The sequence below is a fragment of the Acinetobacter stercoris genome, assembly GCF_900323515.1.
Taxonomy (GTDB): Bacteria; Pseudomonadota; Gammaproteobacteria; order Pseudomonadales; family Moraxellaceae; genus Acinetobacter; species Acinetobacter stercoris.
In genome coordinates, this window is sequence record NZ_OOGT01000017.1 from 1 (window position 1) to 24660 (window position 24660).

Here is a 24660-nt window from a genome sequence, read left to right on the forward strand (position 1 = left end):
CTGACACTGAAATAGTCTGTATGGATAAAGGCTATGATTCTGAAATATTAAGAGAGCAGATTAAAAATAGAAGTGCTAAAGCGAATATACGGAAGAAATCAAACACAAGATCAAGTAATGATCATATGGACTGGTATTTATATAAAATCAGACACTTAGTTGAGAATACATTTTGCCGTTTGAAGCAATTCCGAGGAATTGCTACACGGTTTGATAAACTAAAGCGAAACTTTCAAAGCGCAGTTGCCTTAGCTTGTATTTATCTCTGGCTGCCTTTATGAAATGTCAACAGACCCTAGTTAAAAGTGTTGTAATGATGAACAAAAAAATTATTGTAGAGCAATTAAGGGACCAGCTAGATGGTTATATTTCCATAGATAAACTGTTTTTCTTAAATGCATATCAAATGGGGCAAATACAAAATATACAGTTTGTTTCGCAATTAAATATTTTGCTTAACCAAATTCAAAAACATACAGTATCTTTTAAGTGTTATGAGATTTTAAAAGAGCATTTTCCATTTAGTTTTTTAGATGCATATTTTGATTATTCTTTAATAGAAAATAAAACTGAAAATGAAATAGCGGATTTAGACTCTTTATTTGATTTTACGAATAGTTTTACGCAGACTGAAGCTGTTGAAGCTGTTGAAGCTGTTGAAGCTGTTGAAGCTGTTGAAGCTGTTGAAGCTGTTGAAGCTGTTGAAGCTGTTGAAGCTGTTGAAGCTGTTGAAGCTGTTGAAGATATTGAAGCACTCTCAATAGACAAGCCAACACACTTTCTTGATTTTTTATCTGACCTAGATATTTCTACTGAAGAAAAAGAAGAATATTCGGTTATTCCAGATGATGATGCAATATTTTCTTTTACTGAATTTGATTTTGTTGAAAGTGAAATTGATTATTTCCCAGACTCTTTGAGTCATGAGGAAAAATCATTATTAAAAGCAAATGAATTTATGAGCTTGCTTGACTGGCACGGTGAGAAAATTTTAGATCAATTACAGGTGTTTTTTCAGGAGCATCCATCCAATGCTACATGGGCGGCCTTAAAAAGATTGGCTGATTCATCATTAACCTTTGAAGAATTTATTTTAATGGTAAGAACCAAAGAACTCCTTGAAAGTGATTTTTCTTATTCAGACTATGATAATGCTGGTGTTTATAATTTTAATATTCGACAAAAATATTTTCCTTGGCCTACATTATTAAGTATTGTTCGATCTTTTAGTGGATATCCAGATTTTGAAGAAATAGAAACATTACTTCATGAGTTGGATGATGAATGGGTGAGCCACCCAAGCTATATACGGCAATTTTCATCCTTTGCAATCTTTCTAAAATATAGATTTTTAAATATAGATGACAATTTGCCACAATATGTTGAGTTTCAAGACAATCAATTTACTCAACAATATTGGCATACAAGTCACGATACACAGCAAATACAGAAAGAAAAGGATCTGGAAAAGTGGGGGATTTCAAGGCCCAAGATTTCTAATCTCAAAACTATTGAAAGTGGAATTTTGGAACAGTTTGATAAATAAATGGAAAGCGAACGTTTAGCCAAACTGGAAGCCAAATCTAAGAAATCGGCTTAGTCGCAAGAAAATGATGAAGAAATTGAGTGTGAATTAAATGAATAGTACTTTAACTCCAGTTCAAGGTTGTTTAATTAAGTTAGATGTACATGGAGAAACAAGACTTGGCATCGTGTCTCAAACTAAAAATGAAGAAACATGTGTTGTAAAGTGGTTTGATAAGGGGCTTAAAAATCCATTTTCGGATGTGAAGGTAAATGATTTACAGCCAGCCTTTAAGATAGGTATGGAAGTACTAGATGCGACCCCAGAAATTGGATATCAACGACTCGGTAGAGGGGTAATTGTATTTGAACGTAAGCTAGCCGGATTTTATCAATACTTGGTCAATTTTGAGCTGGATAATATCAGAGTTTGGATGCCGTTTCAGCATTTGATCCCAGTTAAAAATGCAGAAGCACGTTTTAAAGGTGGTGACGTCAGTATTAGTCAGACCGAAGTAGAGCGATTTAGGCTAAGAGTATTGGCGAATGCGATTAAATTGTGGAATGAGAATACAGGTGCACTATCACATTTAGATATTGATCCATTACCACATCAGATTAATTTAGTTCACCATATTTTAAAAACAAATAACTTGAATTGGCTAATTGCAGATGATGTTGGTCTCGGTAAAACCATTGAAACAGGAATGTTATTGCATGCTTTAAGACAGCGGGATCAAGCAAGAAGAGTATTGCTTGTTACACCGGCTGGATTAACCAAACAGTGGAAAGAGGAGATGTATCATAAATTCCATATTGATGAATTTAGAATTTATGGTACGGACTTTTTTATTAATGAACAACGTGAATGGAAACAGTATGATTATGTCATAGGGTCGATGGATACCCTAAAACATGATAATCATATTGAAAAATTATTAGATGCTGGAAACTGGGATCTCATAATTTTTGATGAAGGTCATCGCCTATCTAGAAGACAGTATGGAAATAAATATGATTCTTCTGATCGTTTTGACTTGGCAGCAAAGCTTAGATTAAAAACCAAAGCAATGATTATTTTATCTGCAACCCCTCACCAAGGAGACCAGGCAAAATTTATTGCACTTTTAGAGCTATTGCGACCTGAAAGAAGACGAGATTTATTACAACTAGATCGTAATCCTGAAATTATTAGGGATATGATTTATCGAAATCATAAAGCAGATGTCACAGATAAAGATGGTAAATTTATTTTTAAAGGAAAAGTGACAAAAGCGATAGCTATTCCTACAACTGATGAATTCCAAGAATTTGAAGAGCTATTATCTGCTTACTTTAAAAAAGGGTATCAAGCTAGCCAGGCTGAAGGAAATTTTGCTCGAGCAATTGGCTTTGTAATGACTACGTATCGGAAATTGGCAGCATCAAGTGTCATGGCAATTCATAAAGCTTTGCTAAAACGGGTGACACGCCTTGAGATGAGCTATCAGTCAGCTCATGAAAATTTACAGGAGTTGAATGATGAGCGCTATGCTGGTGAAATTTTAGAAGAAGAACTTACGAAAATTTTAAATGATGGTAAAAGTTCGATTGAATTCTTTGCGGGAGAATTAGAGGACTTAAAGGAATTAGTCGAAGTAAGTCATCATTTAATACGTGAAGACAAGAAAATAAATGTATTTATGGATTCCATTATTGATCAGATTTTGGCGAAAAACTCCTTGGAGAAAGTTCTTATATTTACTGAGTACAGAACAACTCAAGAATATATTAAGACCAAATTAGAAGAGCAATATGGTCTAGGTAAAGTTGAAATAATTAATGGTTCTATGAAACATGATGATCGTATTAATGCGATCAAAAACTTTGAAGAAACAGGCCAATTTCTTATTTCTACAGAAGCTGGTGGCGAGGGGATTAACTTACAAAAGACCTGTAATATCATGGTGAATTATGATCTGCCATGGAATCCGATGCGCTTAGTCCAACGTATTGGGCGTTTATATCGTTATGGACAACAGAAAAATGTTCTCATTTTTAATTTACATCAACCGGACAGTGTTGATGTAAATATTATCTTTAAAATGTATGAGCGGATTGAGCAAATTGTTAATGATCTTTCCAATGTACAAGTACATGAGTTTAATGATGGATTGAAGGATGAAATTTTAGGTGAGCTTAGTCAATATGTTGACGTTGAAGATGTTTTGAAAACGCTTACTGAGATAGGTATTTCACGCACAGAAGAAAGAATTGAAGAGGCATTAAGAAATGCCAAAGAAGCAGTGAATATCCAGCGAGAAATTTTATCTTATGCTACAAGTGGGGATGCTGATAGTGTTCGAACAGATATTCAGGTAGAAACTAACCATATCGAAAGCTTCATTTTAGGTATGCTTGAACTCTTGGATATTGAGTATACTTTACATAGCGAATCTGGCTATATTCGTATCCGATTTAATGACGAATATCAGAAAAAATTTAAAAGCATATTAGGTAAAGCATCTTTATTAGATGTAACGATTGATCGCTCTGTCGCAGTGAATCGTCCTCAGATACATATGCTAGATCTGTCTTCACCTATCATGCAATATTTGATTGAAAAGGCATTGGATTATGATACTGGCGGATTATGTTGTGCTATTTCAAATGCTGAAAAGGCGTTTATGAATTTTATGACGACCAATATTTTAAAATGGCAAGATTTGCAAGGGAATGTTGTACGTAAGCAATTCTGTATATACACATATTCACCAAAAAGTGAACATGTAAATCCACCAAAAATTTTAGATATGTTCACTAAAAAATTAACCGCATTTCATCAAACAGTACCGATTACTACACAGCAGGCAAATAGCCTATTAGAAAAAGCGGATAAAGCCCTACAGTCTTTTATGGCAGAAAAATCTAATTCATATTTAATGCCAAATGATTTGTATTGTTCGTCTATGTTACTAAATTTATCCACTAAATAAGAATATGCACTATAGCCAGAGCATGGTTAACATGCTCTGTTTTTGAATGAAAAACGATAAAGTGGTTTATTGATTTTACATTTTTTTGGTAGAAATGGCTAAAAACATGCATTAATAAATGAACCGTACCGGGTTTGTCGGAGAGTAAGCGTCCGCTGAACACACCTTATGAATTCATCCTATAAGCCTTAATTTAGTCCCCACTTAAAAACAAGTGGGGACTTAAATTTATGACGACAAATAATCAGACATCCATCGCATCTCTAGCGAAAAAACGCAGAACATACAGTGCTGAATTTAAACAGCAGATCGTTCAGGCTTGTAAAGCACCTGACGTTTCAATTGCTTCGGTCGCTTTGCAACATGGATTGAATACAAATCTTGTATCCAAATGGATTCGCTTATTTGATGGTAAGCCAAAGAATGATCGCTCACCACTACCGAATAAACCTGCATTTATTGCCTTATCCTGCTCTGCACCATTAGATCCTATTTCTACTAATATGTTAACGTGTAGGTATTGAATATTAACGTCATTACTTGAGAAATTCTGAAATTTAGGAGCATTTTGTGTTTGGGGCATTTTTTAGAAAAAAAGGTTTAAAAAATCCTGTTGAATTATCTAAATTTAAAACAGAAGTCTATCAAGGGTTAGTTCAAAGAATCCGTAATCCACAACAACTTTATGACTTTTTTATGGAAGATATAGATGGTGCTTCGCAAGGTAATAGTATTGCTCAACAATATGTAAATTCATTAGGATTGTTCAAAGTTGAATATAAAGGTGCTTTGTATCAAAGTTCATCAATGGATGAGGATGATAGTGCCCTAGACTATTTAAATAATAAGATTAGTCCTTTATTAATCAATGAATTAGGTCTTGATAAGGCAATTTTGGTTAGATGTCAGATATTGCAAAAATTCTTTAAAGATAATAAGAATCTCTTAGATGAAGTACGTTTAAAACATGCAAGATACATGTTAAATACTGCTGAAGAACGTCATGTTCGGGAAAGAAAAGCAGATGAATGGATTGAGGTCGTTAACTATTTTTTAAGTTATAGTGGGAAAAAACCTGTTGCGAAAGATCTTACAGATATAGTTCCTCGTAAAAATTGGACTGAGTTCGGTTTCTATTATGATTTATATCAAGATATCAAGGACTATATGTCAGAAAATGAAGAAATCCCTCATGATATTATGACTCCCCTAAATTATGCCCTACGATTTAGTTATGGTGGTTTATATGCTCAGGGGTTATGTACCAAAGAGGTATTCGATTCAATTTCTCATCCTTTTAATGTGAGGATGATTATGGTCGGAAGAATGTTGTCTAAAGAGGAGCAAGTAAATTTTCAGGAAGACTCTCTAACCCAAGCGGTTAAATGGATTAATACCTCATACGATAATAAAGTTAAAAGACATACTACATCTTTGATTGTTCAAGCAGCTAGAAATGATTTGTGTTTGAAATCAGCTTTAATCGATGCTGCAGAAGCCTCTTTTATACCGGACTTTGCCGACTCCCTAAATTTAGAAGTGATTAATAGTGATTTCGTCACTATGTTCTTTACAATGGGGGGATGGTTGCCAGATGAGGATGCTGAAGCTTTTGTAAATAAAGTTTATAATTTCTTACACGAACCAAATTTAACACCTTATATATTTTTACATAAGATGCCTGCAGATATATGAATTTCTATTAATAAAAAAGCCCAAAAGCATAGACCTCTTGCGAAAGTACCGTTTTACCTAATTTTTGAATTGGCTAAAACCTTATAAAATGTAGCTTTGGGCTGTTTAAATTTTGACTAACGCAAGAAGTCTCATGTAATTCCAGTCAGTTAAGAAACTGACTGGAATTTCCTTTTTTAAATTCATGATGATAATTAAAATATGGAAAACTCATCCACAACTGTTTGAGGCAGGACTACATTTAAAAATGATTGTTTCTGCGACAAATTCGCTAAGTGATGGTGATTGACGAGTTTTACGGATGAAAAATGCCTTTGGTTACTTTAGGCAAAACAAAAGCAACAAATTAGCTCTAACGATTTGATTTAAAAGGATAATAATCCGCTATTAACGACTAAGAATTAAGGAGTTTATGTTTAAACTCCTTAACTGACTGGCATTACCAAAAGCATGGGCTTTTTTTATTAACTTAATCTAATTATTTCAATTAGATAATTGAATTAATTAAAGAGTCGTATTATTTGATTATCCGCTGATCTTCCCAATAACACGGCACTACAATTAAATTGTTTTCATGCAACCGTGACCATAATCGGACACCTAAATCCCGCTGTATATTCTGTAATGTGAAATTGGAAATGAGCATCGTCGACTTCATATTGTCATAACGGCTATACAGAACCTTATGCACCATCTCTAGACGTTTCTCATGCCGGTCATGCAGGCCATATTCATCAATTACTAATAAATCAAAACTGGAGAAATGGTTGATTACTTCCTTTTCAGAACGTGAAGCATCTGACTAGGTGTCCATCATTTTTTGAGCAATTTCTGCACTGGTATAGTAGCGAGCAGATTTTGTACTGTTATGCAGAATATTACGAATGATTGACGCACTCAGGTGCGTCTTTCCTGTACCTGGTGTACCAATGAGCAGCAGGTTTGGATAATGGCCAGAAATAATTTGCTGTGCAAAAGCCTGACATAGTTTGATGGCATTGTCTTGTGCAGGACATGCAATCACATAATTCTTGAAGCCACGGTCCAGGTAGCGTTTATTGAGCCCTGAGTTTCTGATTTTCTGTTGTAGCAATCGCTGTTGCAACTCATCTGCATAGGCTGCATGTGAGTGATGGACGGTTTCTTTCGCACACAATTTACAGAGCCTGTGGCCGGCAATTTCCATCAGGGGTATATGATGGGTAGGGCAGAGTGTTTCTGTTGTTTCTGCGTGAAATTGGAGCGTTTTAAGCATGGTATTCATGATCATTCTCCTAAATCCATTTTGAATTTTCTAAAAAACTCTCATTTTTTTCTTCAAAATTTGAAGATGAAGATGAAGGGCATGGTTCAAGCATGACTTGAGTAATACTCGGGCTCTTCTCAGGAGCTGCTTGAGCATTTACTTTTCGTTGCTTAGCTGATGCTTGAGCATTACTTGCGGATTTTCCCCAACGTGCTTGAGCTGCATTTTTAGCTTTATCAGATTTCATTTGCTGATTTTGCAATGCCTGGCTTTTTAAACTGGTTAAAAAACTTGAATGAATTTGCTCAGATTCGATTTCAAACAATTCCAGGGCTATTAGCGTATTCAACAAAGTTTTAGCCTTGGTATGTTGCGATAATTTTGTGATGCTACATACCGTAGCTAGGTCGTGAGGAATAGCACCATTTTTCCAGAAATCCATCATTAACAGCAGTGCCGCACCAATTTGCTCTGCTGTCATTCGTGCAAATTTCGCCTGTAAGTCGCCAATATAGAGTGGCATCCAAATTGAAATATGTTTATGCATGTGTTCACCTTTTTTATAGGTATAGAGGGCTAAGGTCATCAATCAGATGACCTTGTATATTTATTTGATCAGGGAGCTAAGCTCATTAACCGGAGGCGAGCCTGTTGGGCCAAGTCATCGTAATGGGCTTGCCCTTCATCCAGCATTCGCTGTAGCCACAGTCTTAACGCCTGGTGATCATCGAAGCATTTGTTGATCTCCAGCAAAAACGCCAGATTGTGCAGTTTAGGAATGTGTAGCTCATGGATTAATTCACGAGCGACAGTATCAGCTTCAGGACTGACGACCACACCACCAAAGAAAGCTTTACTATTCATGTGCAAGCTCCTCTGTATTTAGTTTTTCCAGCATGGCTTCAAAAGCACTGCCATCGCGACGCGTAACATTGGGGATATAACGACTATAGACCCGGAATAGCATTTCAGTCGTTGAATGTCCTAATTGACGTGCGATCCATTCGGGATTTTCTCCTGCTGACAGCCAGAGCGTTGCTGCTGTATGACGTGTTTGATAGGCACGACGTGGCTTTAGGCCTAAATAGCGTAATAAAGGATGCCAGACACGTCTATTCACTAGGCGATAATCGAGAGGTCCACCATCACGATTACAGAATACAAACTCTGATTTACTATTATTTAAGCTTTTCTGTTGCAGAAAGGCTTGATAAACGCGGTCATTCATCTGGATCGTGCGGTCAGAAGCATAGGTTTTGGTTCCACCCAGCTCCCCATTCACCAAGGCTTCGCGAATGTGGATTTCTCGACGTTGCAAGTCCACATTTTTCCATTGCAGACCATCGATTTCACTGGTACGCATACCCGTAAAAAAGCGAATGGTGTAATAGGGGCGGAAGTCTTCACGCACCGTGTTAAGAATTTTATGCACCTCTTCCAGAGAAAAAGGTGTGACTTTAATCTTGCTTTCCTTCAGATTGTTAATATTTTTATAAGGCGATTCAAACTCGTATCGTTCAGCCGCATCATTTAGTATCATACGTAAAGGCGTCATGATTTGATTGATCCTCGATGCTTTCAGGCTTGTCTGATCTTTTCCGTGTGTCACTTGGGCGAGAGAGGCACGGAAGTTCAGCAAGTCTGACTTCTTGATTTTTGAAAGAACCTGATTACCAAAAGCAGGGATCAAATAGTTTTTGATGACAATTGAAACCTTCTGTTGATAGGAAGCTCTCCATTCAATTTGTTTCTGTTTAAACCACACTTCAGTAAACTCTTTAAAAAGAGGAATCTTGGTTTGTACAGCGATTTGCTGACTTCTTTTTTCCTTAAATTCATCGACACGTTTACTTTTTGGAAAGTACTTTTCGTATTCAAAAGTTCCCAGTGTGATTTCTGCCTCAAGCTGCTCGAGGCGTTTTTTCAAAATGCGACGGTTATAGGCATTGTCTTCAAGATTGGTTGTTTCTCTGCAACGAATGCCCATGTAGCGAAAGTCGGCAATCAGTTTGCCACTTCGTTCCCGGATGGTAGCCATCAGTTAAACCTCCTAAGCTTTATTGCAAGGCATCCATGCTTAAACCAGTGAATTTAAGCATTTCAGTTTCAATACGTTCCCAAACAAAAAGAATTTTGCGACCACCAAAAGGACGGATGTAGTGAACACCTTCAATAAAGACACTGTCCTTCAGCTGGTTGCGAATGGTACGAGCGTCGTACTGGATTTTTTCAGCCAGTTGCTGGGCTGTGAGATAGGTATATGACATAATAGAGCCTCATATTTTTTACTAGGTAACTAGGAAAAATTATTCCTAAGACATAAATTATCATATTTTTATGTTGTTGCAAGTACTTTTTATGATTTAACTAGGAAATTTTATGATTATTTCAAACTTGGCAGTTTTATTAGCAGAAAGGAAACTTAAGGTTGCTGATTTGGTGAGAAGTACTGGAATTAATAAATCTACTTTACATAAACTTTATAATGATGAATCTGTACGGATTGATTTTGAGACAATTGATAAAATTTGTATTGCATTAGATGTAGAAGTGGGCGATTTGTTGATTTTCAAGAAAATTGATAATAATCAAAATGATAATAGTTAGTTTGGTCACAATTGGTCACATCAAAAAGTGAAATGGTCACAAATTCTTGATCATTTGGTAAAAAACACCTTGTTTGGAAGAGAATAGGATAATTTTTTGCCTTCAAAAAAGCTCTGAAAGTGGTGATCGATTGAGGATATTTAAGGTCAATTGAGACCATTTTTATTGTCGTGGGCACGCCATGGTCACATCTTGGTCACAAAATACAAATTACATTAAGAATATTTTTTATCGAATCGAATAAAAAAGAAAAGAGGGTTTTCAAAAAACATAATAAATTCAACAAGAAAAAAGCCCCCATCTTTCGATGAGGGCTTTTAGAATTTGGAGCGGGAAACGAGACTCGAACTCGCGACCCCAACCTTGGCAAGGTTATGCTCTACCAACTGAGCTATTCCCGCATATTGAGCAGTTTTTACGAAAACTTACACTAAAAAAACCAAATCTGGAGCGGGAAACGAGACTCGAACTCGCGACCCCAACCTTGGCAAGGTTATGCTCTACCAACTGAGCTATTCCCGCGTGCCGCCTATAATACATTAAGCAGATACAGGGTCAACAATTTTCTGCTGTTATCCTGTTTATTTGCATAAAATAAAATCATTTTCCTGAAAAGGCTGTTCAAAATAACTTTAGTACAGCTGGTATCAAATCAAAGAAAGATATTTAAGGCTTTTTATGATCTGGATTTGCCATATTTTCGTTTGAAAGTTATCGTTATACTGGACTGAATTAGGATTTCCTCAGGGTGAGATATGACTTTAGAGCAACAACTTATTGAAAGATTCAACTCGTTATCTCCATCACATCTAGAAGTGATTAACGAATCAGCAGGTCATGGTGGGTATTTTCCAGGTAAAGAATCACATTTTAAAGTTATTATCGTCAGTGAGGTTTTTTCGGGTCTTCGTTTGGTTCAGCGTCACCAGAAAGTCTATGCAGCTGCAGCAGAGTTGATTAGTCCAGGGAAAATACATGCTTTGGCAATTCATGCTTATGTTCCAGATGAGTGGCAAGGTCAGGCACCAGCAAGTCCAGATTGTGCACATGCCCCAAAAGCTTAGCAGGCATTAGAACGATATGGATCAACATACATTATTTATTGCCCTGCATGGTTTAGCTGTTGTCTTACTTCTTATCATTATATTGCTTAGGGGGACGACGTTATTTAAAAGGGTTGAAGACAATCAACCCAATCAGAATAAACGTAAAGTTTATGTCGCAATCCAGCATGCCTCATTAACACTTTTAGTATTCTCAGGCTTAGCTTTACTTTATATGAAGCATTTTCAAGTCGAACATTGGTTTTATGCAAAAATCATTTTATTTCTGGTTTTATTATCATCCTTGATCAAAACGTATAAAAAGGATGATTCAGTGTTGTTGTCTCAGCGCAGAGCTGGTCTGGTGCTTTCTGTGGTTGCATTTGTCGCTATTTTATCCTTGGTGATGATAAAACCGGTTTTTGGTTGATTGTTAGACATAATTTACCCGCTTCCAGGCAGTCTGGGTTAAACTGCTTGGGAGTAAAAATTATAATTTTGAGGGAATTATGCTTACACGTGTCGTGTTTAATCAAAAAGGTGGAGTTGGGAAGTCCAGTATAGCTGTTAATCTGGCAGCAATTAGCGCTGAACAGAACTTGAAAACGCTCTTGATTGATCTAGACCCTCAAGCGAATTCTAGCCAGTATATTTTAGGTGATATTGCAACCTATTGCGCTGATCGTGCTGTATTAGAACCAAATATTGAAAACTTTTTCCATGACGTTCTAGGTACGACACAACAAAAGGGTTTAATTGGTAATGCAATTGGTTCACTCTTAAAGCCACGTTCTAAAGGTTTTGATCACTTTGTCCATTCTTCAAAATATAAAAATCTGGATGTTCTACCCGCGAGTCCGACTTTAGGCGCTTTAGAGCATGCACTGGAAGCAAAACACAAAATATATAAGCTTCGTGATGCGATCCAAAGTCTAAGAGGACAATATGACCGTATCTTTATTGACACGCCACCTGCCTTTAATTTCTTTACCTTGTCTGCATTGATTGCTGCTGACCGGGTATTGATACCATTTGATTGTGACGTATTTTCTAAACGTGCTTTACAGACACTGATTGCCAATGTTATTGAAACTCAAGATGACCATAATGATGGTCTGGAAATAGAGGGGATTGTTGTTAATCAGTTTCAGGCACAGGCAAAATTGCCACGTGAAGTTGTGCAGCAATTAAAAGATGAAGGGATGCCTGTGCTTAACAATATGTTACCTCCTTCAGTTTTAATGAAAGAATCTCATCACAAAAATCAGCCACTTATATATTTATCGCCAGAACATAAATTGACGCAGGCCTATCAATTATTGTTCAATGAAATCGAGCAATAATAAATTGAGATGTCTATGAAAAAGATTTCTTTGAGTCTTTTTGCAGTTAGTGCCTTATTATTAACAGCATGTGCAACAACGGTTAAGCCTTCATATGTTTCGCCAACCAATTACCAGTCTTATACTTGTAGTCAACTGACGAGTGAGTTTGATCGCATCCAGCAATATATTAATAGCGGTGTACAACCTGCTAAACGTACAGGGGTAGGTGTCGGACTTGGTGTAGGTGGCGGTTGGGGTTTTGGACGTCATAGCGGTTGGGGCTTCGGTCCATCCATCTCGGTTAATATGGGACAGTCTTCGAACACTAAAAATACCGAGCTTGCCAGACTTTATGGTCAGCAAGATGCAATTTCACAAGCTGCCCAATTTAAAAACTGTTCATTTGTTCCTAAACGGATAGTCAATAACAAATAATAAAAAGGCTGTATCATTAGATACAGCCTTTTTATTTTGAGATTTGATTATTTTTCAGTTGATGTAGATATTTTTTTAGAAAAAAACTTATGACGAATATAGCCAATTACACCTGGTAAAATACTTAAAATGATAATTCCGAAAATCAGGTGGGTGAAGTTGTCTTTAACCAGAGGTATATTACCAAATAAATACCCTAGTGTTACAAATGAGCCAACCCATAAAGCTGCACCGATGATGTTATATAATAGGAAATAGCGGTAATGCATTTCCCCCGCACCAGCAACGAATGGGGCAAAGGTACGAATGAAAGGTAAGAATCTGGCAATAATAATGGTTTTTCCACCATGTCGTTCAAAGAAATGATGAGTTTTTATCAGATGTTCTTTATTAATCAGTTTGCTATTGATTTCAAATACACGTGGTCCGACAAATTTACCTATATGATAATTTAGTGTGTCACCCAGAACTGCTGCAATAAAAAGAAGCCCTCCTAAAAGCCAAGGGTTCATTGCTCCAGTTGAAGCGGCTAGAGCACCAGCAGCAAATAATAGGCTATCACCAGGCAAAAATGGCATCACGACCAAGCCTGTTTCCACAAAAATGATTAGAAATAAAATGCCATAAATCCAAGTACCGTAATTTGTAATAAATTCAGAAAGATGTTGGTCAACGTGTAATATAAAATCAAACAAGTTCATGGTATGAAAACAGCGCAAAAGTGTGGATAAATCCTAGCAGTCTCGTCAGATAAAGTCAGCAGTAAATACCAAAAAAATACAACTTCTATCGTTTCAAATTTACAACGATGGGTTTAAATTTTGGTGATTTATTTCACATAAATTCCAACATAAAATGCGTTCATTATTTAAGCAGAATTCAAAAAGGCTATCTCATGTTTAATCCAAATGTTGCTGTTAAAAATATTGTTACCCAACCATTTGCTGATGCCCTCATTAGCCTGCTTGGTCGTATTTTATTGGCATATATATTTATTGTTTCTGGATGGGGAAAAATTACTGCCTACACAGCAACTGTAGGGTATATGGAAGCGATGGGAGTATCCGGTTCATTATTACCACTGACCATTTTAGTTGAGTTTGGCGGAGGTTTAGCTCTTCTATTCGGTTTCCAGACACGTTTGGCTGCGTTAGCTCTTGGTATATTTAGTATTTTAACTGCATTTTTATTTCATGGTGCTGCCGATCAGGGTTCAGTAATCAATTTCATGAAAAACTTAAGTATGGCAGGTGGTTTCTTTATTTTAATGCTACATGGTGCAGGTAAAATTAGCCTTGACCACATTATTGAAAAATAAATCATTCCATTGACCTGTAATAAAAGCGCTTAATCGCGCTTTTATTTATTTGAAAATCATTCATTTTTTTTCTTGAAAGTATTGATGCATGAATCATGTGCGTAGCAGCTATAAAAATGATAGAATACAGCGCTTATTTTCCGATTACCTGCATAGTTGTTTGTCATGACTACCAATACTCAAATTACCCAAGACCGTATCTTGATCTTGGATTTCGGTTCTCAATATAGTCAGCTCATTGCACGTCGTGTGCGCGAAGCTGGTGTATATTCTGAAATGTATGCCTATGACATGTCTGAAGAAGACATTCGTGCATTTAATCCTAACGGGATTATCTTATCAGGCGGTCCTGAAAGCGTTCATGAGGAAGGTAGTCCACGCGCTCCAGAAGTTGTCTTCAATCTGGGTGTGCCTGTACTGGGTATCTGCTACGGCTTGCAAACCATGTCAGAGCAATTGGGTGGTAAAGTAGAAGCGGGAACAGTTCACGAATTTGGTTATGCTGAGGTTGATGTCAAAGAACGTGACCAGCTCATTGGTGATCTGGATGATGGCAATAATCAGCTTAAAGTCTGGATGAGTCATGGTGATAAAGTTTCACAGGTTCCTGCCGGCTTTAAAGTGACTGCGAGTACACCGAGCTGTCCATTTGCAGCAGTTTCAGATGAAGTACGCCGTTTTTATGGTGTGCAGTTCCATCCAGAAGTAACGCATACTGCAAAAGGTGAACAATTACTTTCTAACTTTGTTCATAAAATTTGTGGATGTGGTGGTCTTTGGAATTCTGAAAATATTATCGAACTTCGTGTTCAACAGTTACGTGAACAAATTGGTAATGAAAAAGTTCTTTTAGGTCTTTCAGGTGGGGTTGACTCATCTGTGGTTGCTGCACTTTTACACCGTGCGATTGGCGATCAGTTGACTTGTGTATTTGTAGACAACGGATTACTTCGTTTACACGAAGGCGATCAAGTGATGGACATGTTTGCGAAAAACATGGGTATTCGTGTGATTCGTGCCGATGCAGAAAATCGTTTCTTGACAGCACTTGCTGGTGAAGTAGATCCAGAGAAAAAACGTAAGATTATTGGTCGTGAATTTATCGAAGTTTTTGCTGAAGAAGCACGTAAACTTGATGGTGTAAAATTCTTGGCTCAAGGTACGATTTATCCAGATGTGATTGAATCTGCTGCCAGCAAACAAGGTAAAGCACATGTGATCAAATCACACCATAATGTGGGTGGTTTACCAGAAGATCTAGCTTTTGAATTGGTTGAACCTTTACGTGATTTGTTTAAAGATGAAGTGCGTCGTTTAGGTACGACTTTAGGTTTACCACATGAAATGCTTTATCGTCATCCATTCCCGGGTCCAGGTTTGGGTGTGCGTATCTTGGGTGAAGTGAAAAAAGAATATGCTGATATTCTTCGTTTAGCTGATGACATCTTTATGCAAGAGCTTCGTGCTAGCGGTTGGTATGATAAAACTGCTCAGGCATTTGCGGTATTCCAACCTGTAAAATCTGTAGGTGTGGTGGGTGATGGGCGTCGTTATGCATGGGTGATTGCTCTTCGTGCAGTTGAAACAGTTGACTTTATGACAGCTCGTTTTGCACATCTTCCGTATGAGTTGGTTGACAAGATTTCAACGCGGATCATGAACGAGATTAAAGATGTTTCTCGTGTGGTTTATGATGTTTCTTCTAAACCACCTGCTACAATTGAGTGGGAGTAATTTCCGAAGGGAATTATTTTGAAAAGGACGCACCAGCGTCCTTTTTTATATCCTAAAATTTATAATTTGTTATTTATCAAACTATTATAATTTATACAGGTATCTTAACTCGACAAAAGATATATTAAGATATATCTTAATAAATATAAATTAATCAGTTCTTCAGAGGTAATGATGAAATTAGATAAGCATCACCATTTAAAAGATGAATTTGATCTCTCTGAACAGCATGCAGAAAGAGGGCATCGCGGTCGACGTGGGCGCTTGTTTGAAGCAGGCCGGATGAAAGCTCTGGTTTTGTATTTAATACAGCAAGAACCTAAGCATGGTTATGAAATTATCAAGGAAATCAGTGACCTTGTTGGTGGCGGTTATAGTCCGAGTCCAGGAACAATCTATCCAACCCTGACTTATTTAGAAGATATGGGCTTTGTTACTGTGCAAAGCACTGACGATGATCGCAAGCAATATCACATTACGAATGCAGGTCAGACCCACTTACAACAACAACAGCAAATAGTCACGCATTTGCTTGAAAAACTCGAGATGAGACGTGAAATTCACAACAACGATCAGTTGCTTGATATCCATCGTGCAATGGAAAACTTAAAAACTGCATTACGTCTAAAGTTGAGTACTGCCGAATACGATGTGGCACAAGTACGGAAAATTGCAGAAAAGATTGATATGGCTGCGGTAGAAATTGGACGTTTGTAATTGAGGTACGTTGATATGAGTATTGAAATTCAGCAACAAATTAAAAAAGCAGGCTTAAAAGTCACTCAGGCACGTGTGGCTGTTTTGTCATTGATCGCACAGCAACAAGAAAGCATGACGGTGAAACAACTTTATCAGCATTTATATCAATCAGATAAAAAGTTGAGCTTGGCTACGGTCTATCGTGTGATTGCCGATTTGGAGTTCGCAGGTTTGATCCATCAAAATCAGCTTGGTCGAGGTGAAGCAAAATATACCTTGCCACATACAACTGATCTGAAGTTATTACAGATTAAATGTGCTGATCTGTCATGTCTTGATCATGATTTGCTTGTGGAATCCTTACAAAACATATTTCAAAAATTCAATGTTGATTTACTGGAAATCGAATTTAAGAAGTTGCCAAAAACCACTTTATGTAACAGGGAGATATCATGAAACAACATCAATACCATGTAACTGTTCAGCATATCGCTGACGCTAAAGGGCAGGCTTCAATTTATACAGAAGATTTACAATTCAATGTTGGTAATCATGATGATATTTTTAAAATAGTTGAACGTTTACAAAATGCCAAATTATTTGATGCAGAGACTACAAAAGCTTTTGCTGTAGGACTCAAACTATTTAGTGAGGTGATGCTGGAAAATAGAGAGCATGTGCTATTTCAGGAGTTTGCTCCAGCATTTGGACAGTTCATGAAAAATTTAAAGCAAAATGTTAAAAAAGAGTCTGATGCAAAATAAACCTGTAATGATGATAGGAAATATACCGAAACTACCAGCCAGAGCAATGGCTTGGGTGTTGCCATTGTTATTATCTGGTCTTATGAGTGGTACGATTTCCATGATTAATCTATGGAAAAATTTAGGTTGGATAGATGGTTTTTTCGCAAAATGGTTTTCTGTTTGGTTGTTTTCATGGATGATTGCATATCCTACAGTACTCTTATTCCTCCCATTGGTACGTCGGATTTGTGCTCTATTTATTGATGTCCCACCTTCACATTCATCCTGATTTTTGATGAAAAAACAGTGATTAGAATATTATTGTTATAGCAATATTGCTTTATTTGACCCTATGTTAAATAAAATGTAATCTGGAAATCGTTTTTTACATCAAAAACAAAACTTATATTGTCCTATTTATAACATTCAGCGTATTAAGTTAGCTATAGGTCGAAGCAGGGTGCATCGATATGATAGATAGAAAATAAATGTGAAATCAAATATCACTTGACGGAGAGTAGGCAAAATATGACCAATACAAATTATACCGAGATTTCCGACTCAGATGATTGCGAAAAATATGTCAATCAATATATTCAGGATTTTGAAATTCGTTCGGCTGAAATAGGTAAAGGTACTGTTATTAAACGTGCTTTGCCCAGTCGCCATAAACGTATGATAGGTGCGTGGTGTTTTCTGGATCATGCAGGTCCAGTAACGTTTCCACAAGGTGATGGTCTTGATGTAGGACCGCATCCACATATGGGATTACAGACCTTCACCTGGATGATTGAAGGCACCATGATGCATACTGATAGTATAGGTTCAAAACAGTTGATTCGACCAAAACAGGTCAATCTGATGACCGCAGGTTACGGTATTTCACATACTGAGGTTGCACCAGATACAGAAACACATATGCATGCAGCACAGCTCTGGATAGCCTTGCCTGATGATAAGCGCAATATGCCGCCTCAATTTGATCATTATCCTGAATTACCTGTTGTTGAACAGGATCAGATTGAATTTACAGTATTGGTCGGTGAGTTTTTAAATACTACGTCTCCAGTACAAGTACATACTGAATTGCTTGGTGTCGATTTAATCGCCAAAGAGTCTACATCAACACGATTAAAGTTAAATCCAAAATTCGAATATGGCTTCTTGGCTTTAGATGGCACTGCAACTGTAAATGGTCATGAGTTGAATGATGACAATATGGTGGTGCTTGAACCAGGTATTTCCGAGATTGAAGTTCAATTACATCAAGGTAGCCGTTTGTTATTGATTGGCGGTACTCCTTTTGAAACTCCGATTTTATTATGGTGGAATCTGGTGGGCCGTGAACAGGAAGAGTTAAAACATGCTCGTGAGCAATGGATTAATAAAGATGCCCGTTTTGGTTCTATTCCAGACTATGATGGTCCTCGTCTGGAAGCCCCGGCGTTTCCTGACAAAATGCGTCCATCACGATAAGGAGAAAAAGCGTGGCAGTTATTTCAAGTGCAAAAGTTACAACATCTCCAGAGCCATGGTTAGGCAAGATTCAATCTGGAACACACCAGTTTTTAACTGATAAGCCAGAGTCATTTGGTGGGCATGATCAGGGCCCTGCACCGTATGATTTTATCTGTTCTGGTCTGGTTTCATGTACCATGATTACTTTGCGGATGTATGCCCAGCATAAAGGTTTTGAACTGGGTGAATTTAGTGTCGAAGCCTTTTTTAATGCTAACAAAGAAGGTAAAGAATGGATTGAACGACATATTCACTTTGTCGAGCAGCCAAGTGAAGAAATTCAACAAAAAGTTTTGGAAATAAGTGCAAAAACACCTGTAACTAAAACACTGCTCAGAAGTTTGGAGATTCAAACCCTGATCGTATAAAAGCTTTTAAAAAATGGCATCTTATTTGTATAAGATGCCATTTTTTATGTCTATAATGAGTTTGCCTAAAATAAAAAGGACTAAAAACAGTGATTACATTGCATCATTTAGAACATTCCCGTTCGTTCAGAATACTTTGGGCACTTGAAGAACTTGGACTGGATTATCAGATTAAATATTATAAAAGAACATCTAGTTATGAAGCACCTGCTGAACTAAAGAAAATTCATCCTTTGGGTAAAGCACCTATTTTGACAGATGGAGATTTAACAATTACCGAATCTGCGGTGATACTGGATTATCTTCAGGAAAAATATGATGTTAATAAAAAGTTTAAACCAGAGCAGCCAGAACATTTGATGCAATATAACTACTGGATGCATTATGCAGAAGGTTCACTTATGCCATTGCTGGTCATGAATCTGGTTTTGAGTCAGGTTTCTGCTAAGGTTCCCTTTTTGATTCAGCCTGTTGCCAATAAAATTGTGAAAGGAGTAAAGGCTGGATATATTACACCGAGAGTATGTGATCATATAGAGTTTCTTGAAAGTCACTTATCTGGACGTGAGTATTTTGCTGGGGATTTTTCATTTGCTGATATTCAGATGAGTTTTCCTATCATTGCATTGCAAGAGCGTGTACAAGGACAATATTTAAAAATCAAAGACTACTCGGATAAAATTCAACAACGTCCTGCTTTTATACAGGCAAAAATAAAAAGTGCTGATTTATAAATGTTAAGTTGTGATACATCGCCTAACTTGGTTTTTCTACCTGGTGCTTCAGGGAGTACCGAGTTCTGGCAACCTGTACAACAATTTTTGTCGGATAAATATTCTTCAAATATTATTTCCTATCCTGAATTTGGTGGCTGGCCTTCTTATCCAGGCGTTAACAGTTTTGAAAGTTTGCAGGAGTATGTTCTTGATCAACTAGAAGCTTCAAATATTGTGATTGCACAATCGATGGGAGGTATTTTTGCTGTCCAGGCTGTTTTGCAAAAACCGGAGAAAGTTAAGGCTTTAGTTCTTGTTGCAACTTCTGGTGGAATAGATCTCTCTCAGTTTAATGTTCAAGACTGGCGAGATGAATATAAAAATACATTTCAGGTTCCAGACTGGTTTGTGGACTACCAAAACTTTCTGGATGAAAGATTATGTGAAATAGAATGTCCTGTTTTACTTATTTGGGGAGATAACGATCCGATTAGCCCTATACCTGTGGGTGAATATTTACATGAAAAGCTAGTACATTCTGAACTCGCCATTATTCAGGAAGGGCAACATGACTTAGCACTAAAACATGCTAAAAACGTGAGTCAACTGATTCGATCATTTATAGAAAAACTTGAAACATAATTGATTAAATAAAAATGACATAAAAATGTCACTTATATTAAATACTTCATGGTGAGAATGAGCTATTTTGTTCTGAGCTTGCCGAAAATGAAAAATATACCGAATCACATGACAACAATTGCATTGGCACTCAGTTGCCTGATTGGCTTAAGTGCCTGTAATGATAGTAAAGATACTTCTGTAACGAATACAAAACCTACTACACCAACAGATAACCGAGATCAACGCTTTTTAGCTGCAAAAGAAGGGGATGTCATTGAGGTTGTGATTGATGATTTGTTACCGACTCAAGGCGCGATCGGTTACGATCAGGTCTATTATAAATTAGGACGCTGGCAGGGAGATTTCAACCGACCTACATGGCAGGCTGATCCAGAAAACAATTTAGTTTACTTAAATAAAACTGTCGGTAAAAAATTTAGTGATTATTGCGAAGCGATTGGTGCAAAAAAGCGTGATGATTTTAAGTCGATTGATGAGCTTAAAAAAGCCGATTTGAAAAATCTGAATAGCTTTGGTTGTAAAGAACGGCCAGGAACAGAACTTGCTGATTTGAAAACTGTGGTGGTCGGCTATGATGGAAAATTATATTTAACTGATGGTCATCATACGATGTCCGAGTATCGTGAGCTTCCTGATGGTGGTGGTCAGCTAAAAGTTTGGGTTAAAGTGGTTGGTAATTATAGCGATTTGAAAACTGCTGATCAGTTTTGGACGAAAATGTCGGAACAGGGCAAGGTCTGGTTACGTGATGGTAAAAACCAGAAGATCCAATATCAGCAATTACCCAAAAATCTTGGACTGTTAAGTGAAGCAAATCCAGATGGTATGCAAAATAATCCTTATCGATCATTGGTTTACTTTACACGGGATATCGGTTATGCAAAAGTTGCTAATGCTACGGATTATACTGAATTTTTATGGGAAGACTGGTTTCACAAACAAATTGAAAAAGGTTTAGTGCAGCCACTTAGCGATTATTATCTGGATGTAAAAAAACATGTAGAGGCCGAGGTTTTGGCAAATACTGATATCAAGAAAGATTTGACGATTTCTGGTAGTGCAACAGGTTATAAAGCGGCTATTGCTAACTATTCGATTTTGATGGGCGTGACTAAGCCAACTGATATTATTTACGATAAATTGACTGCAAAAGATTTAGGTGCATTATCGTTAGAAAAAGATGCAGCAAAAGGTTCTGCAACTGCTGATGCTATTTCTGCATTTGATGAATTAAATCGTGATGAAATTAAAAAGGATAAGTCACCAAGGACAGGTGGCAGTCTTTGGTATGCGGTCAAGTATGCTGAATGTGGAAAACCGCAGACAGGAACATGTTGGGGTTGGTAATTTTCATTTTATATGCTTAAGGGGCGAACGATCGTCCCTTATTTTCATGTTATGAATAGTCAGGGTTTTTACGAAGTTGGGAAGGAGTATAACCATAATATTGTTTAAAGCGGGCACTAAAGTGTCCTGCTGAATTAAATCCACAGCTCAGCCCTATTTCCGTTAAATTTTTCTGGCTATTTAGAATGAGATCATGGGCACGTATTAAACGTCTTTGTAAAACAAACTGATGTGGTGGCAGCCCTGTTGATTGTTTAAACATATGTGCAAAGTGATATTCACTTAGCTCAACCTGATTTGCCAGATCGGAAATCGTGAGAGCCAAATGTAGGTTTGACTCAATCCATTCGAATAAACGATTGAGCATAAAAGGAGCCAGACCACCTGTGACCCGAGGCATGTTCCATTGGACATTACTATAGTTTTTAAGCAGATGGTTGAGTAATAGTGATGCAGTACTACTCAACTGTAAGTGATTGGTAGAGTCATGCCAATCGCAACTGAGTAGAAACTGGCGGTAAAGTAGATTTACGAACGGGTCAGGGACGAAATCATGTTCATCCAGTTGAATAAGTGATGGTTCTTTATCCCATATCTTCTGTGCGATTTCGCGTAAATGTTGATCTGTATAATACAAATGTACAAAAGTCAGATCTCCGCGAATATCCCAAGTGGATTCTTGCCCTTCTGGCATTAAGCAGAAACGGTCAGGTGCACCACCACTACGCCAACCTGAGGCTGTTTTCCGGTAATTTTCATAGCCACCTTGGATATACAGGCTCAAGGTATGGTGATTACTACAAACGCTAACGAGGTCGTGTTGATTTTTCCAGGCAGCTACCTGCATACCAGAACCTAATGCTGTGGTGTCTATCAGTTGGGTTTTGTGCTGCTGTAATTGTTCTATGGTTTGATATTTCATTGTCTAAAAGAACAGCAAGATCATGTATTAGTGAGTTTAACTAAGCTCAATAATGAACACAAAATAATGCCCCAAAAAAATCACAAGAAAATGTAAATTGGCGCAACTTCAAAGAAGTTCAGAAATTTAACAAGATGCACACTTAAAGGGTTATTTTTTTAAGAGCTCATTTTATGAATGCAATGCTTTATTTTTCAGTGGTATTAATTTGGGGAACAACATGGATTGCGATTACAGCACAACATGGTGAGTTTTCTCCCGTCATTGGTGTATTCTGGCGATTTGCAATTGCATCTTTTATTTTGTTTTTTATTTTGATTTTATCCAAGCGATTACAAGCATTATCTCTAGAAGATCATCTATTTTGTATATTGCAAGGGTTATGCGTTTTTGGGCTAAATTTCATTTGTTTTTATTCAGCTGTAGCATATATGAACAGTGGCTTGGAGTCAGTGATTTTTTCTATGGCAGTATTATTTAATGCTGTTAATAGCCACCTGTTTTTTAAACAGAAAGTCACTAAAACATTTGTGCCTGCTGCAATATGTGGCATCGTTGGAATATGCGCTTTATTTTGGCATGACATCATTTCGACCGATTTACACTGGCAGACGCTATGGGCTGTTGGGTTATGTATGTTGGGGACGTACGGTTTCTCACTCGGAAACATGATCAGTTTACGCCATCAAAGAAGACATAAGGATATTTTTACAACAAATGCTTATGGGATGTTATACGGAGCGATGGTCATGGCTTTACTTGGATTGGGACTAAAACAGGATTTCCTGCCAAGTATCTCTCTACAGGCACTGATTGCTTTATTCTATTTGGCAATTGCGGGTTCAGTTATTGGCTTTACCCTTTATTTTATTTTGATCGGACGAATTGGAGCAGGACAGGCGGCTTATAGCACTTTATTATTTCCGTTAGTTGCATTAATAATTTCAACTATTTGGGAAAATTATCATTGGCATTTTAGTTCAGTACTGGGCATTGCTTTTATTTTGTTAGGGAACTGGATTTTATTTACACAGCCGAGCTGGTTATTGAAGTATCTAGGTAAATCTAGACAAAAGTCATGCTCAGATATGTAAAAGGCAATCATGTGATTGCCTTTTCCTGACTTAGCGTTTAACTACAATTGAATCTATGCCACTATGTTGTAATGATTGTTGAGCAATCACAGCAGCATCTAAGGAGTCATAAGGTCCTGAAATCACGCGATACCATACTTTGCCACCTTCAGATGTTTTTACCACGTCAGCCGATAAGCCATTTAAGATAATTTCAGCACGTTTTGCATCGGCTTGATCAGGGTCATTGTAGCTACGAACCTGCAAAATATAAGAAGGTTGACGGACTTGCTGAGGTGAAGTCTCGGTAGCGGCACCAGTTACAGCAGAGCTTGATGCTGCCTGGTCTTGACTATGGTCTGGTGCTTCGACAATAACAGGTCGGCTTTGGGTTGCTGACTCAGGAACAGCCTGTTGAGGAATAGGGGTAACTTGTTGTTGTGGTAACAAGTCATAAAAACGATAATCTTTGTTGGTGTCTTCTTGGTAATGATTTGAGGTGATATCATTTTTGGGTTGAACAGGAGCCCACGGTTTCCAAAGCATCAATGCGACTGCACAGCAGATCACAATCAGGATTACAACCAAAGTTCCTAACCATTTCGGAACCAATGGCTTTTTTGGTTTGTTCGGTCGTTCAGATACACCGCGCTGCGTTTTTCCAAACACGTGAAGCCCCTCTAGTTTTTTTATTGGCATTCCATCACGACTGGGTGGTGGATTC

29 protein-coding genes, 2 tRNA genes and 1 pseudogene are annotated in these 24660 nt (G+C 37.3%); 22 read left to right on the plus strand and 10 right to left on the minus strand.

Features of this window, described 5'->3' with window-relative positions; genetic code table 11:
- The 5 genes from KPC_RS03085 to KPC_RS03110 form a co-directional block, all read left to right on the plus strand.
- Positions 1-281, plus strand: a 281-nt coding sequence (locus tag KPC_RS03085; protein WP_146196618.1) for a transposase, incomplete at its 5' end; no start/stop codon positions are given.
- A 32-nt stretch (positions 282-313) separates the two neighbouring features.
- Positions 314-1546, plus strand: a complete 1233-nt coding sequence (locus KPC_RS20305; RefSeq protein WP_171334412.1) for a hypothetical protein — start codon at positions 314-316, stop codon at positions 1544-1546.
- 91 nt (positions 1547-1637) lie between these two features.
- On the plus strand, positions 1638-4499 hold the full coding sequence (locus KPC_RS03100) for a DEAD/DEAH box helicase (RefSeq protein ID WP_228212139.1): 2862 nt from the start codon (positions 1638-1640) through the stop codon (positions 4497-4499).
- Between the two features lie 230 nt (positions 4500-4729).
- Positions 4730-5023, plus strand: a complete 294-nt coding sequence (locus KPC_RS20875) for a transposase (protein WP_407641972.1) — start codon at positions 4730-4732, stop codon at positions 5021-5023.
- 46 nt (positions 5024-5069) lie between these two features.
- Positions 5070-6194, plus strand: a complete 1125-nt coding sequence (locus KPC_RS03110; protein ID WP_121972965.1) for a hypothetical protein — start codon at positions 5070-5072, stop codon at positions 6192-6194.
- A gap of 517 nt (positions 6195-6711) precedes the next feature.
- On the opposite strand, the pseudogene KPC_RS03115 reads toward KPC_RS03110, so the two are convergent.
- From KPC_RS03115 to KPC_RS03135, 5 genes and pseudogenes are all read right to left on the minus strand, one after another.
- Positions 6712-7458, minus strand: a pseudogene (locus tag KPC_RS03115) (ATP-binding protein).
- 10 nt (positions 7459-7468) lie between these two features.
- A complete protein-coding gene (locus KPC_RS03120; protein WP_121972966.1) occupies positions 7469-7987 on the minus strand; it encodes a DUF1376 domain-containing protein in 519 nt (172 codons plus the stop codon).
- A gap of 68 nt (positions 7988-8055) precedes the next feature.
- Positions 8056-8304: a hypothetical protein gene (locus KPC_RS03125; protein WP_121972967.1), complete on the minus strand. Its 249-nt coding sequence runs from the start codon at positions 8302-8304 to the stop codon at positions 8056-8058.
- Positions 8297-9478: a site-specific integrase gene (locus KPC_RS03130; protein WP_121972968.1), complete on the minus strand. Its 1182-nt coding sequence runs from the start codon at positions 9476-9478 to the stop codon at positions 8297-8299. Before KPC_RS03130 ends, KPC_RS03125 begins: the two co-directional genes overlap by 8 nt.
- A 19-nt stretch (positions 9479-9497) precedes the next feature.
- Entirely contained in the window at positions 9498-9707 is a 210-nt protein-coding gene (locus KPC_RS03135) for a hypothetical protein (RefSeq protein ID WP_000122748.1), read from the minus strand.
- Between the two features lie 112 nt (positions 9708-9819).
- Here KPC_RS03135 and KPC_RS03140 point away from each other — a divergent pair, with 112 nt between their 5' ends.
- Positions 9820-10047 carry a helix-turn-helix domain-containing protein gene (locus KPC_RS03140; protein WP_005094613.1) on the plus strand — a complete coding sequence of 76 codons (228 nt, stop codon included), beginning with the start codon at positions 9820-9822 and terminating at the stop codon, positions 10045-10047.
- Positions 10048-10372: 325 nt separating this feature from the next.
- On the opposite strand, the gene KPC_RS03145 is transcribed toward KPC_RS03140, so the two are convergent.
- A tRNA-Gly gene (locus KPC_RS03145) sits at positions 10373-10448 on the minus strand.
- Positions 10449-10493: 45 nt separating this feature from the next.
- A tRNA-Gly gene (locus KPC_RS03150) sits at positions 10494-10569 on the minus strand.
- Between the two features lie 233 nt (positions 10570-10802).
- Here KPC_RS03150 and KPC_RS03155 point away from each other — a divergent pair.
- The 4 genes from KPC_RS03155 to KPC_RS03170 all read left to right on the plus strand — a co-directional run bounded on the left by KPC_RS03155 (position 10803) and on the right by KPC_RS03170 (position 12850).
- Positions 10803-11111, plus strand: a complete 309-nt coding sequence (locus tag KPC_RS03155; RefSeq protein ID WP_121972969.1) for a BolA family protein — start codon at positions 10803-10805, stop codon at positions 11109-11111.
- A gap of 16 nt (positions 11112-11127) precedes the next feature.
- Positions 11128-11520 (plus strand): SirB2 family protein, encoded by a 393-nt coding sequence (locus tag KPC_RS03160; RefSeq protein ID WP_121972970.1) that lies wholly within the window; start codon positions 11128-11130, stop codon positions 11518-11520.
- Positions 11521-11599: 79 nt separating this feature from the next.
- Positions 11600-12433, plus strand: a complete 834-nt coding sequence (locus KPC_RS03165) for a ParA family protein (protein WP_121972971.1) — start codon at positions 11600-11602, stop codon at positions 12431-12433.
- 15 nt (positions 12434-12448) lie between these two features.
- Entirely contained in the window at positions 12449-12850 is a 402-nt protein-coding gene (locus KPC_RS03170) for a hypothetical protein (protein WP_121972972.1), read from the plus strand.
- A gap of 47 nt (positions 12851-12897) precedes the next feature.
- On the opposite strand, the gene KPC_RS03175 is transcribed toward KPC_RS03170, so the two are convergent.
- On the minus strand, positions 12898-13551 hold the full coding sequence (locus tag KPC_RS03175) for a DedA family protein (RefSeq protein ID WP_121972973.1): 654 nt from the start codon (positions 13549-13551) through the stop codon (positions 12898-12900).
- Positions 13552-13745: 194 nt separating this feature from the next.
- On the opposite strand from KPC_RS03175, the gene KPC_RS03180 reads away from it, so the two are divergent.
- The 11 genes from KPC_RS03180 to KPC_RS03230 all read left to right on the plus strand — a co-directional run bounded on the left by KPC_RS03180 (position 13746) and on the right by KPC_RS03230 (position 21941).
- Positions 13746-14168: a DoxX family protein gene (locus tag KPC_RS03180; protein WP_121972974.1), complete on the plus strand. Its 423-nt coding sequence runs from the start codon at positions 13746-13748 to the stop codon at positions 14166-14168.
- 165 nt (positions 14169-14333) lie between these two features.
- Complete coding sequence (guaA, locus tag KPC_RS03185) at positions 14334-15902, plus strand: glutamine-hydrolyzing GMP synthase (protein WP_121972975.1); 1569 nt, start codon at positions 14334-14336, stop codon at positions 15900-15902.
- 174 nt (positions 15903-16076) lie between these two features.
- Entirely contained in the window at positions 16077-16619 is a 543-nt protein-coding gene (locus KPC_RS03190; RefSeq protein WP_121972976.1) for a PadR family transcriptional regulator, read from the plus strand.
- Positions 16620-16634: 15 nt separating this feature from the next.
- Positions 16635-17057 carry a Fur family transcriptional regulator gene (locus KPC_RS03195; protein WP_121972977.1) on the plus strand — a complete coding sequence of 141 codons (423 nt, stop codon included), beginning with the start codon at positions 16635-16637 and terminating at the stop codon, positions 17055-17057.
- Entirely contained in the window at positions 17054-17365 is a 312-nt protein-coding gene (locus KPC_RS03200) for a DUF3861 domain-containing protein (RefSeq protein ID WP_121972978.1), read from the plus strand. Before KPC_RS03195 ends, KPC_RS03200 begins: the two co-directional genes overlap by 4 nt.
- On the plus strand, positions 17355-17636 hold the full coding sequence (locus KPC_RS03205) for a DUF2798 domain-containing protein (RefSeq protein WP_174506975.1): 282 nt from the start codon (positions 17355-17357) through the stop codon (positions 17634-17636). The genes KPC_RS03200 and KPC_RS03205 overlap by 11 nt, the downstream gene beginning before the upstream one ends.
- 239 nt (positions 17637-17875) lie before the next feature.
- Positions 17876-18823 (plus strand): pirin family protein, encoded by a 948-nt coding sequence (locus KPC_RS03210; protein ID WP_121972979.1) that lies wholly within the window; start codon positions 17876-17878, stop codon positions 18821-18823.
- 11 nt (positions 18824-18834) lie between these two features.
- On the plus strand, positions 18835-19233 hold the full coding sequence (locus KPC_RS03215) for an OsmC family protein (protein WP_121972980.1): 399 nt from the start codon (positions 18835-18837) through the stop codon (positions 19231-19233).
- Between the two features lie 89 nt (positions 19234-19322).
- Positions 19323-19967 carry a glutathione S-transferase family protein gene (locus KPC_RS03220; RefSeq protein WP_121972981.1) on the plus strand — a complete coding sequence of 215 codons (645 nt, stop codon included), beginning with the start codon at positions 19323-19325 and terminating at the stop codon, positions 19965-19967.
- On the plus strand, positions 19968-20591 hold the full coding sequence (locus KPC_RS03225; protein WP_121972982.1) for an alpha/beta fold hydrolase: 624 nt from the start codon (positions 19968-19970) through the stop codon (positions 20589-20591).
- Positions 20592-20699: 108 nt separating this feature from the next.
- Entirely contained in the window at positions 20700-21941 is a 1242-nt protein-coding gene (locus tag KPC_RS03230) for a ParB/Srx family N-terminal domain-containing protein (protein ID WP_407641973.1), read from the plus strand.
- 49 nt (positions 21942-21990) lie between these two features.
- On the opposite strand, the gene KPC_RS03235 is transcribed toward KPC_RS03230, so the two are convergent.
- Positions 21991-22863: an AraC family transcriptional regulator gene (locus KPC_RS03235; RefSeq protein ID WP_121972983.1), complete on the minus strand. Its 873-nt coding sequence runs from the start codon at positions 22861-22863 to the stop codon at positions 21991-21993.
- 173 nt (positions 22864-23036) lie between these two features.
- Between KPC_RS03235 and KPC_RS03240 the strand changes: the two genes are divergently transcribed.
- Positions 23037-23957 carry a DMT family transporter gene (locus KPC_RS03240; protein ID WP_121972984.1) on the plus strand — a complete coding sequence of 307 codons (921 nt, stop codon included), beginning with the start codon at positions 23037-23039 and terminating at the stop codon, positions 23955-23957.
- A gap of 30 nt (positions 23958-23987) precedes the next feature.
- Here KPC_RS03240 and KPC_RS03245 read toward each other — a convergent pair whose 3' ends face one another.
- Positions 23988-24605: an SPOR domain-containing protein gene (locus KPC_RS03245; RefSeq protein WP_121972991.1), complete on the minus strand. Its 618-nt coding sequence runs from the start codon at positions 24603-24605 to the stop codon at positions 23988-23990.
- Positions 24606-24660 lie beyond the last annotated feature (55 nt).

What these genes read in the sequence shown, in the direction of transcription:
- KPC_RS03135 (WP_000122748.1), bottom strand. Translation starts at nt 9,707, where the DNA reads ATGTCATATACCTATCTCACAGCCCAGCAACTGGCTGAAAAAATCCAG.
- KPC_RS03180 (WP_121972974.1), top strand. Translation starts at nt 13,746, where the DNA reads ATGTTTAATCCAAATGTTGCTGTTAAAAATATTGTTACCCAACCATTT.
- KPC_RS20875 (WP_407641972.1), top strand. Translation starts at nt 4,730, where the DNA reads ATGACGACAAATAATCAGACATCCATCGCATCTCTAGCGAAAAAACGC.
- KPC_RS03100 (WP_228212139.1), top strand. Translation starts at nt 1,638, where the DNA reads ATGAATAGTACTTTAACTCCAGTTCAAGGTTGTTTAATTAAGTTAGAT.
- KPC_RS03125 (WP_121972967.1), bottom strand. Translation starts at nt 8,304, where the DNA reads ATGAATAGTAAAGCTTTCTTTGGTGGTGTGGTCGTCAGTCCTGAAGCT.
- KPC_RS03130 (WP_121972968.1), bottom strand. Translation starts at nt 9,478, where the DNA reads ATGGCTACCATCCGGGAACGAAGTGGCAAACTGATTGCCGACTTTCGC.
- KPC_RS20305 (WP_171334412.1), top strand. Translation starts at nt 314, where the DNA reads ATGATGAACAAAAAAATTATTGTAGAGCAATTAAGGGACCAGCTAGAT.
- KPC_RS03205 (WP_174506975.1), top strand. Translation starts at nt 17,355, where the DNA reads ATGCAAAATAAACCTGTAATGATGATAGGAAATATACCGAAACTACCA.
- KPC_RS03195 (WP_121972977.1), top strand. Translation starts at nt 16,635, where the DNA reads ATGAGTATTGAAATTCAGCAACAAATTAAAAAAGCAGGCTTAAAAGTC.
- KPC_RS03120 (WP_121972966.1), bottom strand. Translation starts at nt 7,987, where the DNA reads ATGCATAAACATATTTCAATTTGGATGCCACTCTATATTGGCGACTTA.
- KPC_RS03160 (WP_121972970.1), top strand. Translation starts at nt 11,128, where the DNA reads ATGGATCAACATACATTATTTATTGCCCTGCATGGTTTAGCTGTTGTC.
- KPC_RS03200 (WP_121972978.1), top strand. Translation starts at nt 17,054, where the DNA reads ATGAAACAACATCAATACCATGTAACTGTTCAGCATATCGCTGACGCT.
- KPC_RS03235 (WP_121972983.1), bottom strand. Translation starts at nt 22,863, where the DNA reads ATGAAATATCAAACCATAGAACAATTACAGCAGCACAAAACCCAACTG.
- KPC_RS03190 (WP_121972976.1), top strand. Translation starts at nt 16,077, where the DNA reads ATGAAATTAGATAAGCATCACCATTTAAAAGATGAATTTGATCTCTCT.
- KPC_RS03225 (WP_121972982.1), top strand. Translation starts at nt 19,968, where the DNA reads ATGTTAAGTTGTGATACATCGCCTAACTTGGTTTTTCTACCTGGTGCT.
- KPC_RS03240 (WP_121972984.1), top strand. Translation starts at nt 23,037, where the DNA reads ATGAATGCAATGCTTTATTTTTCAGTGGTATTAATTTGGGGAACAACA.
- KPC_RS03230 (WP_407641973.1), top strand. Translation starts at nt 20,700, where the DNA reads ATGACAACAATTGCATTGGCACTCAGTTGCCTGATTGGCTTAAGTGCC.
- KPC_RS03175 (WP_121972973.1), bottom strand. Translation starts at nt 13,551, where the DNA reads ATGAACTTGTTTGATTTTATATTACACGTTGACCAACATCTTTCTGAA.
- guaA (WP_121972975.1), top strand. Translation starts at nt 14,334, where the DNA reads ATGACTACCAATACTCAAATTACCCAAGACCGTATCTTGATCTTGGAT.
- KPC_RS03140 (WP_005094613.1), top strand. Translation starts at nt 9,820, where the DNA reads ATGATTATTTCAAACTTGGCAGTTTTATTAGCAGAAAGGAAACTTAAG.
- KPC_RS03155 (WP_121972969.1), top strand. Translation starts at nt 10,803, where the DNA reads ATGACTTTAGAGCAACAACTTATTGAAAGATTCAACTCGTTATCTCCA.
- KPC_RS03210 (WP_121972979.1), top strand. Translation starts at nt 17,876, where the DNA reads ATGACCAATACAAATTATACCGAGATTTCCGACTCAGATGATTGCGAA.
- KPC_RS03170 (WP_121972972.1), top strand. Translation starts at nt 12,449, where the DNA reads ATGAAAAAGATTTCTTTGAGTCTTTTTGCAGTTAGTGCCTTATTATTA.
- KPC_RS03165 (WP_121972971.1), top strand. Translation starts at nt 11,600, where the DNA reads ATGCTTACACGTGTCGTGTTTAATCAAAAAGGTGGAGTTGGGAAGTCC.